Origin of the sequence: Pseudomonas sp. YuFO20 (genome assembly GCF_035064975.1) — a bacterium.
Taxonomy (GTDB): Bacteria; Pseudomonadota; Gammaproteobacteria; order Pseudomonadales; family Pseudomonadaceae; genus Aquipseudomonas; species Aquipseudomonas putida_AE.
The window spans coordinates 1-16,783 of the sequence record NZ_JAXDEO010000094.1; the positions used below are offsets into that span (position 1 = coordinate 1).

Annotated in this window: 16 protein-coding genes and 1 pseudogene; 12 read left to right on the top strand and 5 right to left on the bottom strand. The window is 62.4% G+C overall.

Going from position 1 to position 16,783, the window contains the following annotated elements; translation table 11 throughout:
* Positions 1-172 precede the first annotated feature (172 nt).
* Positions 173-1,066, bottom strand: a complete 894-nt coding sequence (locus tag SOP85_RS29425) for a PA4780 family RIO1-like protein kinase (RefSeq protein WP_274077767.1) — start codon at positions 1,064-1,066, stop codon at positions 173-175.
* A gap of 443 nt (positions 1,067-1,509) precedes the next feature.
* Here SOP85_RS29425 and SOP85_RS31510 point away from each other — a divergent pair.
* A pseudogene (locus SOP85_RS31510) lies at positions 1,510-2,598 on the top strand (cache domain-containing protein); the annotation flags it as partial.
* A 129-nt stretch (positions 2,599-2,727) separates the two neighbouring features.
* Positions 2,728-3,456, top strand: coding sequence for a methyl-accepting chemotaxis protein (locus SOP85_RS31515; RefSeq protein WP_370628334.1), 729 nt, complete (start codon positions 2,728-2,730; stop codon positions 3,454-3,456).
* A 73-nt stretch (positions 3,457-3,529) separates the two neighbouring features.
* Here the strand turns inward: SOP85_RS31515 and SOP85_RS29435 are convergent, their stop codons facing one another.
* Positions 3,530-4,321, bottom strand: coding sequence for an AraC family transcriptional regulator (locus SOP85_RS29435; RefSeq protein ID WP_323629187.1), 792 nt, complete (start codon positions 4,319-4,321; stop codon positions 3,530-3,532).
* Between the two features lie 77 nt (positions 4,322-4,398).
* Positions 4,399-5,676, bottom strand: coding sequence for an acetyl-CoA C-acetyltransferase (locus SOP85_RS29440; RefSeq protein WP_323629189.1), 1,278 nt, complete (start codon positions 5,674-5,676; stop codon positions 4,399-4,401).
* 119 nt (positions 5,677-5,795) lie between these two features.
* On the opposite strand from SOP85_RS29440, the gene SOP85_RS29445 reads away from it, so the two are divergent.
* The gene (locus tag SOP85_RS29445) at positions 5,796-7,148 is read left to right on the top strand and encodes a 3-oxoacyl-ACP reductase (RefSeq protein ID WP_323629190.1); all 1,353 of its coding nucleotides are present in this window, start codon (positions 5,796-5,798) and stop codon (positions 7,146-7,148) included.
* A 2-nt stretch (positions 7,149-7,150) separates the two neighbouring features.
* Positions 7,151-8,005 (top strand): MaoC family dehydratase, encoded by an 855-nt coding sequence (locus tag SOP85_RS29450; protein ID WP_323629191.1) that lies wholly within the window; start codon positions 7,151-7,153, stop codon positions 8,003-8,005.
* Positions 8,006-8,128: 123 nt separating this feature from the next.
* Here SOP85_RS29450 and SOP85_RS29455 read toward each other — a convergent pair whose 3' ends face one another.
* Positions 8,129-8,542, bottom strand: a complete 414-nt coding sequence (locus tag SOP85_RS29455; protein ID WP_274077773.1) for a response regulator — start codon at positions 8,540-8,542, stop codon at positions 8,129-8,131.
* 85 nt (positions 8,543-8,627) lie between these two features.
* On the bottom strand, positions 8,628-8,825 hold the full coding sequence (locus SOP85_RS29460) for a Flp family type IVb pilin (RefSeq protein ID WP_323629192.1): 198 nt from the start codon (positions 8,823-8,825) through the stop codon (positions 8,628-8,630).
* 337 nt (positions 8,826-9,162) lie between these two features.
* On the opposite strand from SOP85_RS29460, the gene cpaB reads away from it, so the two are divergent.
* The 8 genes from cpaB to SOP85_RS29500 are packed head-to-tail and all read left to right on the top strand — an operon-like array spanning position 9,163 to position 16,633.
* Complete coding sequence (gene cpaB, locus SOP85_RS29465) at positions 9,163-10,110, top strand: Flp pilus assembly protein CpaB (RefSeq protein ID WP_323629193.1); 948 nt, start codon at positions 9,163-9,165, stop codon at positions 10,108-10,110.
* A 21-nt stretch (positions 10,111-10,131) separates the two neighbouring features.
* Complete coding sequence (locus SOP85_RS29470) at positions 10,132-11,394, top strand: type II and III secretion system protein family protein (protein WP_323607145.1); 1,263 nt, start codon at positions 10,132-10,134, stop codon at positions 11,392-11,394.
* Complete coding sequence (locus SOP85_RS29475; RefSeq protein ID WP_323629196.1) at positions 11,391-12,578, top strand: AAA family ATPase; 1,188 nt, start codon at positions 11,391-11,393, stop codon at positions 12,576-12,578. Before SOP85_RS29470 ends, SOP85_RS29475 begins: the two co-directional genes overlap by 4 nt.
* Positions 12,575-13,855: a CpaF family protein gene (locus SOP85_RS29480; protein WP_274077778.1), complete on the top strand. Its 1,281-nt coding sequence runs from the start codon at positions 12,575-12,577 to the stop codon at positions 13,853-13,855. Before SOP85_RS29475 ends, SOP85_RS29480 begins: the two co-directional genes overlap by 4 nt.
* 10 nt (positions 13,856-13,865) lie before the next feature.
* Positions 13,866-14,750, top strand: a complete 885-nt coding sequence (locus SOP85_RS29485; protein WP_323629197.1) for a type II secretion system F family protein — start codon at positions 13,866-13,868, stop codon at positions 14,748-14,750.
* Between the two features lie 8 nt (positions 14,751-14,758).
* Positions 14,759-15,637, top strand: coding sequence for a type II secretion system F family protein (locus SOP85_RS29490; RefSeq protein ID WP_442967955.1), 879 nt, complete (start codon positions 14,759-14,761; stop codon positions 15,635-15,637).
* A gap of 10 nt (positions 15,638-15,647) precedes the next feature.
* Positions 15,648-16,346, top strand: a complete 699-nt coding sequence (locus tag SOP85_RS29495) for a hypothetical protein (protein ID WP_323629199.1) — start codon at positions 15,648-15,650, stop codon at positions 16,344-16,346.
* Positions 16,347-16,357: 11 nt separating this feature from the next.
* Positions 16,358-16,633, top strand: coding sequence for a DUF3613 domain-containing protein (locus tag SOP85_RS29500; protein ID WP_323629200.1), 276 nt, complete (start codon positions 16,358-16,360; stop codon positions 16,631-16,633).
* Positions 16,634-16,783: the final 150 nt, after the last annotated feature.

Here is a 16,783-nt window from a genome sequence, read left to right on the forward strand (position 1 = left end):
TCGCGAGCAAGCCCGCTCCCACATTGGACCGTCGCCGAACACAAATTCTGTGTCCAGTGCAGATCGAATGTGGGAGCGGGCTTGCTCGCGAAGGCGGTGCGTCGGGCGCCATAAACATTGAGTCCCTTCACCCAGAAAAAACCCGGCCGAAGCCGGGTTTTTCTTTAGCCGATCACTGCATCCACGGCGGAGGCGGTTCTTCGGCTGGCTTGGGGGGAGCATCGTCAGCCGCACGCGCGGCTTGCTTGCGCTCTTCATCCAGGCGCGCGGCCTCGATTTCGCGCATGATGCCGCCCACATCCGCCAGCTCTTCCGGCTCGTCGAACTCGCCGGTCAGGACGCTGGCCGGGTGCAAAGTGCCCGCCTCGTACAAAGCCCACATTTCCTTGGCGTACCGGGTCTTTTTCAACTCCGGTGCAAACCGTCCGAAATAGGACGCCATGTTGCCCACGTCCCGCTCCAGCATGCTGAACGCGTGGTTGTTGCCCGCCGCGTCAACTGCTTGCGGCAAGTCGATGATCACCGGGCCGGTCGGGGTCAACAGCACGTTGAACTCGGACAGGTCACCGTGCACCAGACCGGTACACAGCATCAGCACGATCTGCGAGATCAGGAACGCGTGATATTCACGCGCCTGGTCCGGTTCCAGAACCACGTCGTTCAGACGCGGCGCGGCATCACCGTACTCGTCGGCCACCAACTCCATGAGCAGCACGCCTTCGAGGAAGTCGAACGGCTTGGGCACCCGCACACCGGCATTGGCCAGGCGGAACAGCGCCGCCACTTCGGCGTTCTGCCAAGCGTCTTCGGTTTCCTTGCGGCCAAACTTGGAACCCTTGGCCATGGCCCGGGCCTGTCGGCTGTTGCGCACCTTGCGGCCTTCCTGATACTCGGCCGCCTGCCGGAAACTGCGTTTATTCGCCTCCTTGTAGACCTTCGCGCAACGTAACTGGTTGCCGCAGCGCACCACATAAACAGCTGCTTCTTTACCACTCATGAGTGGGCGCAGCACTTCGTCGACCAGACCGTCCTCGATCAGGGGTTCAATGCGTTTTGGAGTCTTCATCAGCTTTTATTGTGGGTCCTTTATTACCAAACACGCGAAAGTCATTCGTTATACGGCAATCCACCGATTCGGGGGAGGGGGTGCCGACCTATGAACCATGCAGATGCACACAATGTGCCGATTTACTCGCAAAAACCTGCAGTTCATCACCGGTCTTCTGGATCATAGTCGAGCCTGAAGCGCTTGTTGTCCGGGGCTGCATGGGCATTTGTGACAGAAACCGACACCCCGGCACTACCGTTCGCGGGATTTTTCCGGACAGCCCTCAATTTCCGCAGACAACAGCCGAAGTCCTTAGTGACAAAGTGATTTGTCCGACAATCGTTTCCCTGACAACAACGATACCGCACTCACGGACCTGGGTTGATCGACAACGTTTACGGCTGCCAATAAACCGCGAGTCATCTGCACTGCGTGGGCCTACAAGAAAATCTGGAGCGCGGATGAACATCAAACAGAAACTGACCTGGGCGTTTGCAATCATCGCCTGCTTGCCGGTGGTACTGGTCGCCACCCTCGTCGTGCTGAACCTGCGCAGTGATGCCAGGGAAGGATTCGTCGACAGCAGTGGTCGCGAAATCCGTCAGGTCAGCAATGCCATGCAACTGTTCTTCGACGGCATCAGCCAGAACGTCGAGTACCTGGCCAAACAACCGCTGATCACCAACTCCGACGACAGCCTCAAGACCTACATGAACGCCAACGCCGCCAGCATTCCACAGGGCGAGATGGACAAAAAAGTCTTTGGCTTCCTGCAGGATCTGGGCAACGCCCATCCATCCTACGCCTACGCCATCCTCGGCACCGCCGCCGGTGGTTATGTTTCGTGGCCGGACGACGCCAAGCTGGCCAACTACGACCCGCGCCAGCGTCCGTGGTACAAGGCGGCCCAGGCGAAACCGGGCAAGCCGTTGCGTACCGAGGCCTATTACTGGGCCGAAAACGATACGTCCTACGTCAGCACTGTGCGCACCATCGACAACAAGCTGGGCACCAACGGTGGTGTGGTCAGCATCGACGTGTCGCTCAAGCAGCTCACCGAACTGGTCAAACAGATCAAGCTCGGCGAAAGCGGCTACCTGATGCTGCTGGAAAACACCGGTACCGTGCTGGTCGATCCGAAGCAACCGGAACACAACTTCAAGGCCTTGAGCAGCCTCGGCGAGGGTTATGCGCAACTGGCCAAGGCTGGCAAGGGCCTGGTTGAAGTCGAGCTCAACGGCGAACGCTACATGGCCAACGTCTGGCCGTCCGAGCAACTGGGCTGGACCTTCATCGGCCTGATCAAGCAGAGCGACGTGATGAGCACCGCGACCCAGCTGACCTGGTTGATCGCCATCATCGCTGCGGTACTGGCCGTTGTCTTCGCCATCGTCGGCGCCAGTTTCGCCAGCGTTATCGTGCGGCCGATCCGCAGCGTGGCCGACGGCCTGGAAGGCATCGCCCAGGGTGAAGGCGACCTGACCAAGAACCTGCAAATCCGTGGCAGCGACGAAACCGCGCAACTGGCCAACTGGTTCAACCAGTTCCTGACCGCGATTCGCAACCTGATACAAAGCATTGGTGGCGCCGCGACCAAGATCCTGGCCACCTCCAGGAGCTCGACCCAAGTCTCCAGCGACATGGCTGAAGCCGCTGGACGCCAGCGCGAAGCGGTGGACATGGTGTCCACGGCATTTCACGAAATGGTCGCCACCGCCAACGAAGTGGCGCGCTCTTGCAGCCAGGCGGCCGAGTCCGCCGACAGTGGCCAGCGCCAGGCCCGTGAAGGTCAGCAACAAATTGACGCGGCCGTGAGCAGCGTCGATCGCCTGAGCCAGGAAATCGAGCAGTCGGCCCAGTCGATGCAACAGCTGGAACGCGACAGCAATGATATCCAGTCGATCCTCGGGACCATTCGTTCGATCGCCGAGCAAACCAATCTGCTGGCGCTGAACGCGGCCATTGAAGCGGCGCGGGCCGGTGAGCAGGGCCGTGGTTTTGCCGTGGTGGCCGATGAAGTGCGGGCGCTGGCCAAGCGCACGGCCGACTCCACGGCGGAAATCGACGGACTGCTGGGCAACCTGGCCAAGCGCACCAGCCAGGTGACCCAGCAGATGCACGCGAGCCTGGAGGTGTCCCAGCAATCGGTGACGCGCATCGGTGAAGCGCGCAACAGTTTCGGGCAGATCCGCGAGTCGGTGGACGTCATCCGCGACATGAACACCCAGATTGCCACAGCGGCGGAACAACAGCATCAAGTGGCCGAAGACATCAACCGGCACATCAGCCAGATCCATGGCGACGCGCAATTGGTGGCCGAACTGGCGAACTCGGCGCGCCTGGATTCCCAGAGCCTGGCCGGGTTGTCGAATGAGCTGGATGGGTTGGTGCGAAGGTTCCGTACCTGACCGGTGACCGCGGCGTGGTCATTCGCTGGCAAGCCAGCTCCTACAAGGAGCTGGCTTGCTCGCGATGGGGCCATCACTGCCTGAACAACTCCCCCGGGGTAAACCCGAACAGGCTCTTGAACGCCGCAATAAACGCCGACGTCGAGTCATACCCACAGGCCAGCGCGGCATTGGTCACGCTGTCGCCCTCCTCCAGCAGACTCAGCGACGACAGCAAGCGCATACGCTGGCGCCAGCCGCGAAAACTCAACCCGGTTTCACGCTGAAACAAACGCATCAGGGTTTTCTCCGACGCGCCCAGGCGTTCGGCCCATTGGTGCAGGGTCACATTGCTCTCGGGATTTTCGATCAGCTCATTGCACAACCCCAGCAACCGTTCATGGCGGGGCAATGGCAGGGAAAACCCGACTTCCGGCAAAGTCGCCAACTGATCGAGCAGCACACTCACCAACCGCGCCTGCGGGCTGTCACCCTGTGGATATTCCACTGGCAGCAGGCAAAAACTCTTGATCAGCTCCCGGGCCAGCGGCGTCACTTCCAGCACCCGGCAACGCCCGTCCGCCCACTGGCAATCCTCGCGACGCACATACAGGCTGCGCATCTCGGCGCGCATCGAGGTCACGACCTGGTGATCCAGATCGGCCGGAATCCAGATGCCCCATTGCGGCGGCGCGAAGAAACTGCCCTCGGCGGTGTGCACGCCGAGCACGCCACTGATGGCATAGGAAAACTGCACCCAGTCGTGGCGATGGGATGGCGTCCATGACCCGGCATTGAGGCTTTCCACCCGGGCATACAACGGACGCGGCAGCGTGATGAGGGGCGGAATGCTGCGTTCGAGGGAAACCTGTCCGTTAGTCGGCATAACCTGGCCTTGTGTTGCGAGACGGCTGATGGGCCGACGTTAGGCCATGTCACGCATCCATTCAATACCGGACGCCCCTATCGCTCGATGATGGCGGTTACCCCCTGACCGCCTGCGGCGCAAATGGAGATAAGGCCACGCCCCTTCCCCGCCGCATCAAGCAACTTGGCCATATTGGCGAGGATGCGCCCACCCGTGGCCGCAAACGGGTGCCCGGCCGCCAGTGAGCTGCCTTTGACATTGAGCTTGCTGCGGTCGATGGACCCCAGCGGTGCTTCGAGGCCCAAGCGGCTTTTGCAGTACTCGGGGTCTTCCCACGCCTTCAAGGTGCAAAGCACCTGGGCAGCAAAGGCTTCGTGGATCTCGTAGTAATCGAAGTCCTGCAGGGTCAGGCCATTGCGCGCCAGCAGGCGCGGCACGGCATACACCGGTGCCATCAACAGGCCCTCGGCGCCATGGACGAAATCCACCGCGGCGGTTTCGCCGTCACGCAAGTAGGCGAGAATCGGTAGACCACGTTCCTTCGCCCATGCCTCACTGCCCAGCAGCACCAAGGATGCGCCATCGGTCAGCGGCGTGGAATTGCCGGGGGTCAGGGTGCCTTTTGCGCTTTTGTCGAAAACGGTCTTGAGCGAGGCGAGCTTTTCCAGGGTCAGGTCCGGGCGCAAATTGTTGTCGCGGGTGAGGCCGAGAAACGGCGTCATCAAATCGTTCTGCCACCCTTCGGCGTAGGACGCATCCAGGTTCTGATGGCTCAGCAGCGTCAGCTGATCCTGCTCTTCACGGGGAATGTTCCAGGCCTGCGCCATCAACTCGCAATGCTCGCCCATGGACATACCGGTGCGCGGCTCGCCATTGCGCGGGAACTCGGGTATCAGGTGCCGGGGGCGCAGCTGCAGGAAGGGTTTGAGTTTTTCCGCGGTGGTGCTGGCGCGATAGGCCTGCAGCAAAATCTTGCGCAACCCCTCGTTGACACTGATTGGCGCGTCCGAGGTGGTGTCGACGCCACCGGCAATGCCGCAGTCGATCTGGCCGAGGGCAATTTTGTTCGCCACCAGCAGCGCCGCTTCCAGCCCTGTACCGCAAGCCTGCTGGATGTCGTAGGCGGGGGTAGCGGGCGACAGCCGCGAACCGAGCACGCACTCGCGTGTCAGGGCCATGTCCCGTGGCAACTTGAGCACCGCCCCCGTCACCACTTCGCCAAGGCGCAGTCCATGCAGGTTGTAGCGTTCGATCAGGCCTTCGAGTGCAGCCGTGAGCATGGCCTGGTTACTGGCGGTGGAATAGGGTCCGTTGGAGCGAGCGAAGGGTATCCGATTACCGCCGATGATCGCGACGCGGCGCAGCTGAGTCATGAAAAGCTTCCTATTCTGTGAAGGCCATTACCCGCAAGCGTAGGCCGAATCTGGCAAATCGAACGACTGATTGCCATTCATGGTCCACACTTTGAACCTCATCTGCTGGAGCGCGTTCCATGTCCGACCGCTATATCGACTTCGCCAATTCGTCCATCGGCCATCGTCTGGTCGGGGCCATGGGCCTGCCTTCGCCGGTACGCCTGGAACGCTGGCAAGCGGGCCGATTGCGCCCTGTGGAAGGCGCCTTGCTGATTGGCGGCGGACCGCTGGCGGAGAAGGTCAACACCTTCGCCAACCGCCTGACGGACGCGATCTACACCTACGGCACCGAGCCCTCGATGGCGACCGCGTGGATTCCCGGACACGGTCCGAAACTCAAGGCCGTGGTGTTCGATGCCAGTGATCTGGTGCAGGTCGGCCAGCTCAAGCAACTACGCGAGTTCTTCCAGCCCCTGATAAAAAATCTCGACCACAGTGCCCACATGGTGATCCTGGGACGTGACCCGCAGTCGTTGAGCGACCCATTCGCCGCCAGTACCCAGCGCGCCCTCGAAGGCTTCAGCCGCTCGCTGGCGAAGGAACTGCGCAGCGGTGGCACCTTGCAGCTGATCCATGTTGGCGAAGGCGCCGAGGATCAACTGGAGGGACCGCTGCGGTTTTTCCTCTCGCCGAAAAGCGCCTTCGTGTCCGGGCAAGTCATCAACCTGACTGCCTGCGACACCCAGGTAATGGACTGGACTCGCCCGCTGGCCGGGCGCAAGGCACTGGTCACCGGTGCGGCGCGCGGTATCGGCGCCGCCATCGCCGAAACCCTGGCCCGTGACGGTGCGGAGGTCATCCTGCTCGACGTCCCCCCGGTCAGGAGCGACCTCGACGCCCTCGCCGCACGCCTCGGCGGGCGTGGCATCACCATCGACATCTGTGCCGAGAACGCCGCCACGGAACTGGTCGAACAGTTGCCCGACGGCATCGACATCGTGGTGCACAACGCCGGCATCACCCGGGACAAGACCCTGGCCAACATGACCCCGGAATTCTGGGACGCGGTACTGGCCGTCAACCTCAACGCTCCGCAAGTGCTGACCAAGGCCCTGCTCGACAGCGGCACCCTGCGCGACAATGGCCGGGTGATCCTGCTGGCGTCGATCAGCGGCATCGCCGGCAATCGCGGGCAAACCAACTATGCGGCGAGCAAGGCTGGCCTGATTGGCCTGGCGCAAGCCTGGGCGCCGCTATTGCATGAGCGGGGCATCAGCATCAATGCCGTGGCGCCGGGTTTTATCGAAACCCAGATGACCGCGCACATTCCATTCGGCCTGCGCGAAGCCGGACGGCGCATGAGCTCGTTGGGCCAGGGCGGTCTGCCGCAGGACGTCGCCGAAGCGGTGGCCTGGCTCGCGCAACCGGGCACCGGCGCGTTCACCGGCCAGGCACTGCGTGTCTGCGGGCAAAGCGTTCTGGGGGCCTAGGCATGATCATCGACTGGCACACACTCAATCGCGAACCCAGCCTGTCGGGGCTCTATGTGCATGCGGCAACGCGGCGCAAGATCACCGGCACCACCCTGCCCCATTCGGGTCTGCGCTGCTGGCTCGATGTCGACCCGCAGCGCCTGGCGGCCTATCGCAAAGTCTGCGGCTTCGCCGACAACGGCCTGCTGCCACCTACCTATCCGCATATCCTCGCATTCGCCTTGCAGATGCAATTGCTCACCGCCCGGGACTTTCCGTTCCCGCTGCTGGGGCTGATTCACCTGAGCAACCGCATCCGCGTGCTGCGCCCCATGGGCGGCGTCCATCGAGTGCGGGCCAGCGTGTGCGTGGAGAACCTGCAACCCCATGCGAAGGGGGCGACCTTCGATCTGGTGACGACGCTGGATGATCAACTGGGACCGCTCTGGGAGGCGCAAAGCCAGATGCTGTGCCGAGGGGTGAAGCTTGAGGGCGAGCCCGTCGAAGAGGAGTTGGCCCCGACGCTGCCCCTGACGCAAGTCGCCCAATGGAACGTGCCCACAGACATCGGCCGGCGATACGCCAAGGTATCCGGCGACTACAACCCGATTCACTTGAGTGCGCTGAGCGCCAAAATGTTTGGCTTTCCAACGGCGATTGCCCATGGCCTATGGAACAAGGCCCGCACCCTGGCCGCGCTTGCCGAGCATCTGCCGGCGGCGAACATCAAGATTGCGGTGCAATTCAAGAAGCCGGTGCGCCTGCCCAGCGAGGTGACATTGCTGGCCAGCGCTGCGGGCTCCAGTGGGGATTTGCAACTGATCGGAGCTGGTGATCTGGAGCACATGGTGGGCCATTGGCGGCCCATCGCCTGACGCGAATCGTATGACATACACCTTGTAGGAGCCGGCTTGCCGGCGAAGGCGTTCTTGAACCTTGCGTCGGTCTTTCGGGCGCCTTCGCCGGCAAGCCGGGCTCCTACAAGGCCCTCACCTGCTTCAACGATTGGCCAACTCCCCCAACGGCTGCGGGAACAGGTTATTCAGGGTCTCCAGCAACCGCACGTGATAGATCGGCTTGCGAAACAGGTCCAGCACCTGCAAACGCAACATGTCGCTGACACTTTCCATGTCCGCATGCCCGGACATCACGATCACCGGCAAATGCTGGCGCGCCGTGTGCTCGCGCAAGCGCTTGATCAACGACATGCCGCTCTCCTCCGGCATGCGCAGGTCGGTAATGACCAGAGCGATATCCGGATGGCGTGTCAGATGCTGCAGCGCCAGCTTGACCGACGTCGCAGTGAAACAATTGAACCCCTCGCCCTCCAGCAACTCCGCCAACTCAAGCAACGCATCCTCCTCGTCATCGACCAGAAGCAGTTGTTGGCGCGGCAGGGCGGGGGCGTTCATGGGCAACACCTGGAATAGACTAAGCGCTGACATTAGAACCCACTCGTTGCATTGGCAAATTGCCGGTGCGAACTCAGATAGTCACTCACAAGGCGTTTTTGATGCTGGTGAACATCGTGGTCAAGTCAGTCCCGATGCCGCCGCTGAGCCCGGCAATCACCACCGCGACCATGGCGGCTACGATGGCGTACTCGATACCCGACGCCCCCTCGGTATCCTTGGCCAGTCCCGTGTAAAAAGCGATTTCGGATTTGACCTTCTGAACCAGCTTGGCGAAAGACATGAAGTTCTCCTGAGGGCTGCGGGTGTTGCACGGACGCAACATGATTCCCCTGTGCCAGCATCAGCATTGTCGGCATTTCCCCGCCAAACAACTGTAAGAACGCATTAACACCAAAGTATTAACCGTTTCGTTGACGTCAAAAAACCCTGTATTTGCTCTGAACCATTAACTTTTGTTGGATTTTTGCCCCTTGGGTAATGGCGTTTTGCTCTAGCTGCGCTACCTTCAAATAGCCAAATAGTTCCATGTTCATAGCTGCCTGATTGCGAAGTTGTCTCGTTGCGCAAACGAGTTCTTTGAGCAGCAGGAAAGATGCACCAGGAAAGGAAGCGCCGTCATGAACAGTCGTGTCATCCTAGGCCTGGCCGGCCTGTCCCTGGCGGGCGCAGTCATCGCCGGTTATTGGGGCTTTACCTTGACCCGTCAGCCGGCCGCCGCCCCTGTTGCGCAAACCGAGATTTCACCTGCGACCACCGCCACTCCAGCAGTTGTTCCCCAGCCAGAAGAAGACACCCGTCAACCGATCGTGGTGTTGTTGCATGACATCCCACCGTTCGTGCAGATCACCGCCGCCGACATTGCCTTGGAAAAACTACGCACCGTTCCGGCCGGCAGCCTGACCCGTCTCGATCAAGCCATTGGCCGTACGCCCTGGCGCGCCCTGCCCGCCGGCAGCTGGCTCAATGACGAGAGTTTTGAAGCCGGCGGCAAGCTGGCGCGGATGATCCGTCCCGACGAGCGCGCACTCGCTGTTGCCGTGGATGAAGTGATCAATGCCGGGGGGCAATTGACACCGGGGGACTATGTCGATGTGCTGCTGTTCTTGCGCTCGGACAACCTCAACCTTCAGCCCTCGGCCCAGCTCGCCATTCCGGCCTTGCGCGTATTGGGGGTGGGCGAGCAATTGGGCCTGACCAACGACGGCCATCCGTCCAGCCCGGCCCAGGGCAACGATGAAAAGCTCCGCCAGGAGCAACAACGCGCCAGCGCCCGCACCGTGCTGCTCGCCGTCCCCGAACCACTGTTGAGCCGCTTGATGCTCGCCTCGCAGGCCGGCGTTTTGCGCCTGGCCGTGCGCAGCGCCGAGGAAAAACGCCTGGCGCGTTACTGGGCCGGTGAAAAAGATTCTGCGGCCAACATCGCCAATGCCAATCGCGACCTGATCCAGTTCAACCAACTGGCCATGACCGCACCGCCCAAACCTGTAATCGCCAGTAGCGCAGGCGCACCGCGCCGCTCCGGTGTGGAAGTCATCCGCGGCAACGAAACGCAAAAGACCCCCTGAATCGTGCAAGGAACCGCTTTAATGCACAGACGTATTATGCCGTTGTTCAACGGCTTGATCTGCGCCACCTTGCTCAGCGGCATGCCGGTAACGGCAGCACTGGCAGCTACCGGCAGTTGCGCAGCGCTGGGCCCGCTGCCAGCGGTACTGGAAGTGGGCGAAGGCCTGCAACAGGAAGTGCAATCGCCGGTGGCGATCACCCGGATCGCGGTGGGCGACCCGAAGATCGCCGACGTGCGAGTCAATGGCAACCAGGCGTTCCTGCTCACCGGCATGGGCGCCGGCGCCACCAGCCTGATGGTCTGGACCGCCTGTGCCAGTGCGCCGCGGCAAAGCATGGTATTCGTTCAGGGCCGCGCGACGGCGGCCATGACCAGTGCCAGGCAGTCACCGTCCGATGATGGGTTGCTGCCATCGCAAGTGCAGACCGACATCCGCTTCGTCGAAGTCAGTCGCACCAAGCTCAAGGAAGCCAGTACCTCGATCTACGGCAAAAACTCGAATTTCCTGTTCGGTTCCCCCGGTACCGTCCCCAACACGGCGGTGACGCCGCGGGTGTTTCCGTTGCGCAACCTGGATCCGCGGATTGCCGTGCCGAGCATTCCGTTGGCCAACGACATGTTCAACATCGTCGCCGGCGGCGGCAACTTCCTGGCCATCATCAACGCCATGGAAAGCAGTGGCTTTGCCTACACCCTGGCACGCCCGAGCCTGGTGGCGATCAGCGGCCAAAGCGCAAGCTTCCTGGCGGGCGGTGAAATCCCGATCCCGATCCCCAGCGCCAACAGCAACAGCTACTCCATCGAATACAAGGAATTCGGCATCCGCCTGACGCTCACGCCGACGGTGGTCAGCAACGACCAGATCGCCCTCAAGGTTGCTCCCGAGGTCAGCGAACTGGATTACAACAACGCCGTGACCATCGGCGGCACCACCGTGCCGGCGTTCACCATTCGCCGCACCGATACCAGCATCTCCCTGGCCGATGGCGAAAGCTTCGTCATCAGCGGCCTGATCAGCACGCAAAACACCTCGCAGGTGGACAAGTTTCCGGGGCTGGGCGATATCCCGATTCTCGGCGCATTCTTTCGCAGCTCCTCGATCAATCGCGAAGAACGCGAGTTGCTGATGATCGTCACGCCACACCTGGTGCAGCCGCTGGCGGCCAATGCGCAACTGCCGTCGCTGCCCGGGGAAAAACTGCGCAATTACGACCCCAACTGGTATCGCATGTACTTCCTCGAAAACGGCGACTTCGATAAACGCAGCGGGCTATCGCAATGAGCCAGAACCTGAGTCAGACCTTCCTGGCGATCACGCGCAACAGCACGGACCTGGAATGGCTGCAAGGCGCTCTCGCCCCCTTGGGCCAGGTGGTCAGTGCCGGTGGCGGCAGCCTCGACGAACTGTTGGCGCTGGTGGACGTGACCCTGGCCAGCCTGGTGTTCGTGGGTCTGGACCGTGAACACGTGGTGGCCCAGTGCGCCCTGATCGAAGGCGCCCTGGAAGCCAAGCCGCGGTTGGCGATCGTTGCGCTGGGCGACGGCATGGACAACCAGTTGGTGCTCAACGCCATGCGCGCCGGGGCCCGGGATTTCGTGGCGTATGGCTCGCGCTCCAGTGAAGTCGCCGGGCTGGTGCGGCGCCAGAGTAAACGCCTGCCGCCTGTAGTGCCGAACACTCACCTGGGCGGCCTGACCGTGCTGTACGGCGTGCAGAGCAACGCCGACGGCGCGCTGCTGGCCAACCACATGGCGCAAGTGGTGCAAAAAAGCGGTCAGCAAACGCTGCTGCTCGACCTCGGTCTGCCGCGCGGTGACAGCCTGGCCCTGCTCGGCCTGGAGAGTTCGTTTCATTTCGGTGATGCGCTGCGCAACTTGCGCCGCCTCGACGCAACCCTGATCGACAGCGCCTTCACCCGTTGCGAAGCCGGGGTGCGGATACTCGCCTACGCGACCCACGATGAACCGCTGGAACACACCAGCGCCGCCGAGTTGTACATGCTGCTCAGCGCCCTGCGCCAGCACTTCCAGCACATCGTGGTGAACGTCACCGGCCAGCCCGACAGCGAAGCCCTGCGCACCTTTGTCAGCCATTGCGACAAGCTGCTGTGGTACACCGACCAGAACGTGCTCGACTGCCGCCGCAACCTGGCGGTACTGAACCTTTGGCGCGAAAAAGGCATGAAGCTCGACCACGCCAAACTGCTGGTGGATCGCTACCTGCGCAGCGTCGCGCCGGACTCCGAGGCCTTGGGCAAAAGCTTCGGCATGGAGGTCATCGCCACGCTCGCCTACAGCCCCGAAGTGCGCTTGAACGCCAAGAACCAGGGCGTGACCCTGTTCGAACTGGCCCCGCGGGAAGTGCTCACCCAAAGCCTGCGCAACCTCGGCGAACGCCTGGCCAAGCGCTCCGAAAGCCTGGCCAAACCCAAGTCCTGGTTCAGCCGTTTGAGAGGTACGCCATGAGCGGCGAAAAACTGTTCGGCGCGACACACCGCGGGGTGGCCGGCAATACCGACCACGAAGGCCTGAAACTGGTGCTGCACCGCTACATCATCGATGCCATCGAGGAGTCCGGGAAAAACCTGCTTGAAGGCTCGCGCCAGGTGCTGGCGCAGTTCGTCATCGACAAGGTGGCCGAATACATCGCGCGCCTGCACTTGGCGATTTCGCGCTACGAGATGGAGCGCCTGGCCGAGGAGATCGTCGACGAGCTCACAGGTTTCGGGCCTCTTGAAGTGCTGCTGCGGGATTCGGCAGTGACCGAAATCCTGGTCAACGGCCCGCACCGCGTGTTCATCGAGCGCGATGGTGTCCTGCACCTGAGCGACCTGCGATTCATCGATGCACACCATGTCGAGCGTGTCATCCAGCGCATCCTCGCGCCCTTGGGCCGGCGGCTCGATGAGTCTTCGCCGATGGTCGACGCGCGCCTGCCGGACGGCAGCCGGGTCAACGCGATCATTCCCCCGATCGCGCTCGACGGCCCCTGCCTGTCGATTCGAAAATTCCGCCAGGACATGCTCAACAGCACCGACCTGATGGCCATGCAGACCATCGACCAGGCGATCTACGAATTTCTTCAAGACGCCGTGGGCAAGCGCTGCAACATCCTCATCAGCGGCGGCACCGGCACCGGCAAGACCACGCTGCTGAACATCCTCAGCCAGTTGATCGATCCCCACCAACGCCTGGTGACCATCGAAGACGTCGCCGAACTGCAACTGGGCCACCCTCACGTGGTGCGCCTGGAAACCCGGCCGCCGAATGCCGAAGGCCATGGCGAGGTAAAAGCCAGCGACCTGATTCGCAACGCCCTGCGGATGCGCCCGGACCGGATCATCCTCGGCGAAATCCGTGGCGTCGAAGTGGTCGACGTACTGACCGCCATGAACACCGGTCACGACGGGTCCATGAGCACCGTGCACGCCAACAACGCGCAGGATGCCTTGTTGCGCCTGGAAACCCTGGTCGGCCTGACCGGCCGCAGCATTGCCGAAAGGACTTTGCGCCAGATGATCTGCGCGGCGCTGGACGTGGTGATCCAGTTGACGCGCATGCCCGATGGCCGGCGCTGCGTCAGCGAAGTGGTCGAGGTGATCGGCATCCGCGAAGACGTGTATGTCACCAATACGCTGTTTCGCCTCGATCGCCGCAGCGGCTTCGGTTTCATGCGCGAAGCCCTCAACCCCGCCGGTGACAAACTGCGCCGCGAATCGGCGCTCTCTCCCTCGGTATATTGAAGGTCACGGCATGCTCAAACCGCTGCTGCTCATCCTCGTTTGCCTGGCGTTGCTGGGGCTGTCGTTGCGCTTGCTCAGCCGCGGTTTGCGTGAGCCCGGCACCCGGCGCGTGCTGGAGCGCCTGAGCCAGGGGCAACCGGAGCGGGTGGTGCAGAAAACATCCTGGACGGGGCTGGATCGGGCCTTTTTGCGCGCCGGCCTCGGGCGACCCACTGAACGTCTGGGTGTGTGGCTGACGCTGTGGGGCTTGAGTGTCCTGCTCGGTTTCATCGCTGGCGGCTGGCTGGGTTTGTTCGCCCTGTTACTGGTGCCGCCCCTGCTGCTGCGCCTGTATGTCGACTGGCGTTACCAGCGCCGGCTCAAGCGCATGATCGAACAATTGCCAGCGCTGCTCGATCACAGCGTGCGCAGCCTGAAATCCGGGCGCACCCTGGCCGACGCGGTGCTGGGCGCCATCGATGCCGCCGAAGACCCGCTGAAAAATGCCTTGGGCCGCGTGCAGCGCCAGGTGCACATGGGGGTCAGCCTGCCGGACGCCGCCTCGGACTTCGCCGAACTCTACGACAAGGACGAACTGCGCCTGTTTGCCCTGGGATTGAAGGTCAACCACCGCTACGGCGGCAACGCCAGTGAACTGCTGGAGAACCTGATCAAGATCATCCGCGAACGTGAACAGGCGGCTCGCCAGTTGAGCGCCATGACCGGCGAAACCCGGGTCACCGCGGTGGTCCTGGCGCTGATGCCGGTAGCACTCGCCGGCTACATCCTGGTGTCCAATCCGAAGTACCTGATGGGCATGTGGAACGACAGCTCGGGGCAAACGATGCTGGTGGGCGCGCTTGCCCTCCAGGTGTTCGGCTGCGTGGCGCTGTGGCGGATGTTGCGCAGCCTATGAACCTGTCCATGCTGCTGAGCTCGCTGCTGTTCCTGCTGGCATCGGGATTGTTTGTCGGCGTCATTGTGCAAATGCGTCGGCGTGCCCGCCAGGTGGTGCAGCGCCTGGACGGCAAAGCGCCGAGCAAAAACCGCTTCAACCAATGGCTGCACGCGCTGGGCAGCAGCCGTGTCGGCCAGCAGTCAGTCAAGCTCGACAACGAAACCCAGACGCTGCTCAATTGCCTGGGCTGGCGTACCGCGCGGCAACGGGCTTTGTTCGCCGCCTTCCAGGTGGGTGTCCCGGTACTGGCGCTGGCGTTGAGTGCGCTGGTGCAGGGCCTGTTCTTCCCCGAGGTCACTCGCCCGTGGCTGGTCCCGGCGTTCGCCCTGGGCATCGGTTACCTGCTGCCCAAGCGCCTGCTGGCCGCCGCCGCGCACCATCGGCAAAAGAAACTGGCGGTCGAGATTTCCACCTTCATTCCGTTGCTGCGCATCCTGTTCGAATCGGGCATGGCCGTGGAGCAATCGCTGCGCGTGTTGAGCAATGAAGGCAAGCTGCTGATGCCCACGCTGACCCACGAACTGCGCCTGGTGCTGGCACGCGTCGACTCGGGCCTGGAGCTGGGCGAAGAACTGAACAAGGCCACCCGCTTGCTGGCGGTCGATGAATTCACTGACACCTGCGTGATCCTGCAACAGCTGATCCATCAGGGCGGTGGCGCGATGAAATCCCTGCTGGCGCTCAAACTGTTGCTCGATGACAAGCGTCTGTCACGCCTGCAGGAATACATCTCCAAGATGTCCGCGAAAATGTCCGTCGTGATGATGTTGTTCCTCTTCCCGGCGTTGTTGATCGTACTGGCCGGCCCGGGCTTCACCGCCCTCGCCCGGGCTTTTGCTTCCTAGGGGAATCGTGATGAAAGCATTGATTGCCGGTTTGAGTCTGCTGATGCTGGGGGGTTGCGCGAGCAACGGACCGGCACCCTGGAGTGCCATGACCGGCACCGCCAGTTGCGCCAAATTAAACGCCGAACAACAGCTGTCACTGAACCTGGCCGATGACATGGCCAATGACGGCAAGCTGCACGCCAGCCTCGCCAACCTGCAGAGCCTGCCGGACAATCTCGCCGATGTGCGCCTGCGCAAGGCCAAGGTGTATCGACTGCTGGATCGCAGTGAAGCCGAGCCGCTGTACCGCAGCCTGCTCGGCGGCTGCATGGCCGCCGAAGCAGAACACGGCCTCGGTCAACTCGCCGCCGCCCGGGGCGACCATGGCCTGGCCCAGGCGCACCTGCAACGGGCCGCACGCCTGGCGCCCACCGACGAAAAAATCCGCAACGACCTGGGCGTGGTGTACCTCAATCAATTGCGCATCGAAGACGCCAAATTCGAATTCCTCACGGCCATCGAGCTCAAGCAGAGCGATCAATTGGCTGCGGTGAACCTGGTGACCCTGTTGATCTACCAGGACGATTGGAACCGCGCCGCCGAACTGGTCAGCCGCCTTGGCCTGAAACCGGCACAAGTCACCCAGGCCCAGGCCCGCGCGGAGAAACTCAAGTCCCCCGGCAGGTCCGGTCCGACCGTCGCCGCACAAGTCGCCGCCGTTCAGTAGGGAGCCCCCCGATGAAACCGACCACCCTTTACTGCCTCGGCGTGCTGGCCCTGCCCCTTGCCGCCCACGCCATCGACGCCGGCCCCGCCTCGCCACAACAACAGGAAACCGAAGGCTGGCTGCAACTGCAAAGCAGCAACGCAGCCGCCTCCACAAAACCGCAAACCGCCAGCGCCACCGAGCGCGAACTGGCGATGCAGCGCTGGCTGAAAAGTTACCAGCATGAGATCCCGCAGTTCTTTGACCAGGATGTGGGAGGAAAAGTGAGTAGCGGCTCGCAGGAATAGGCGCCGCCATCGCCCCTGTAGGAGCTGGCTTGCCAGCGATAGGCCCTCAAGCCAAGCGCCGACCTCACCGACGCCATCGCCAGCAAGCCGGCTCCTACAAATAATCGAGATCACCGCCAAACCTGTAGGAGCTGGCTTGCCAGCGATCGG

Bases quoted from the DNA above. Each gene is read 5' to 3' on its own strand.
- SOP85_RS29440 (WP_323629189.1), bottom strand. From the start codon at position 5,676: ATGACTCAGCTGCGCCGCGTCGCGATCATCGGCGGTAATCGGATACCC.
- SOP85_RS29425 (WP_274077767.1), bottom strand. From the start codon at position 1,066: ATGAAGACTCCAAAACGCATTGAACCCCTGATCGAGGACGGTCTGGTC.
- SOP85_RS29490 (WP_442967955.1), top strand. From the start codon at position 14,759: ATGCTGCTGAGCTCGCTGCTGTTCCTGCTGGCATCGGGATTGTTTGTC.
- SOP85_RS31515 (WP_370628334.1), top strand. From the start codon at position 2,728: ATGGTGTCCACGGCATTTCACGAAATGGTCGCCACCGCCAACGAAGTG.
- SOP85_RS29500 (WP_323629200.1), top strand. From the start codon at position 16,358: ATGAAACCGACCACCCTTTACTGCCTCGGCGTGCTGGCCCTGCCCCTT.
- cpaB (WP_323629193.1), top strand. From the start codon at position 9,163: ATGAACAGTCGTGTCATCCTAGGCCTGGCCGGCCTGTCCCTGGCGGGC.
- SOP85_RS29475 (WP_323629196.1), top strand. From the start codon at position 11,391: ATGAGCCAGAACCTGAGTCAGACCTTCCTGGCGATCACGCGCAACAGC.
- SOP85_RS29450 (WP_323629191.1), top strand. From the start codon at position 7,151: ATGATCATCGACTGGCACACACTCAATCGCGAACCCAGCCTGTCGGGG.
- SOP85_RS29460 (WP_323629192.1), bottom strand. From the start codon at position 8,825: ATGTCTTTCGCCAAGCTGGTTCAGAAGGTCAAATCCGAAATCGCTTTT.
- SOP85_RS29470 (WP_323607145.1), top strand. From the start codon at position 10,132: ATGCACAGACGTATTATGCCGTTGTTCAACGGCTTGATCTGCGCCACC.
- SOP85_RS29495 (WP_323629199.1), top strand. From the start codon at position 15,648: ATGAAAGCATTGATTGCCGGTTTGAGTCTGCTGATGCTGGGGGGTTGC.
- SOP85_RS29445 (WP_323629190.1), top strand. From the start codon at position 5,796: ATGTCCGACCGCTATATCGACTTCGCCAATTCGTCCATCGGCCATCGT.
- SOP85_RS29485 (WP_323629197.1), top strand. From the start codon at position 13,866: ATGCTCAAACCGCTGCTGCTCATCCTCGTTTGCCTGGCGTTGCTGGGG.
- SOP85_RS29435 (WP_323629187.1), bottom strand. From the start codon at position 4,321: ATGCCGACTAACGGACAGGTTTCCCTCGAACGCAGCATTCCGCCCCTC.
- SOP85_RS29480 (WP_274077778.1), top strand. From the start codon at position 12,575: ATGAGCGGCGAAAAACTGTTCGGCGCGACACACCGCGGGGTGGCCGGC.
- SOP85_RS29455 (WP_274077773.1), bottom strand. From the start codon at position 8,542: ATGAACGCCCCCGCCCTGCCGCGCCAACAACTGCTTCTGGTCGATGAC.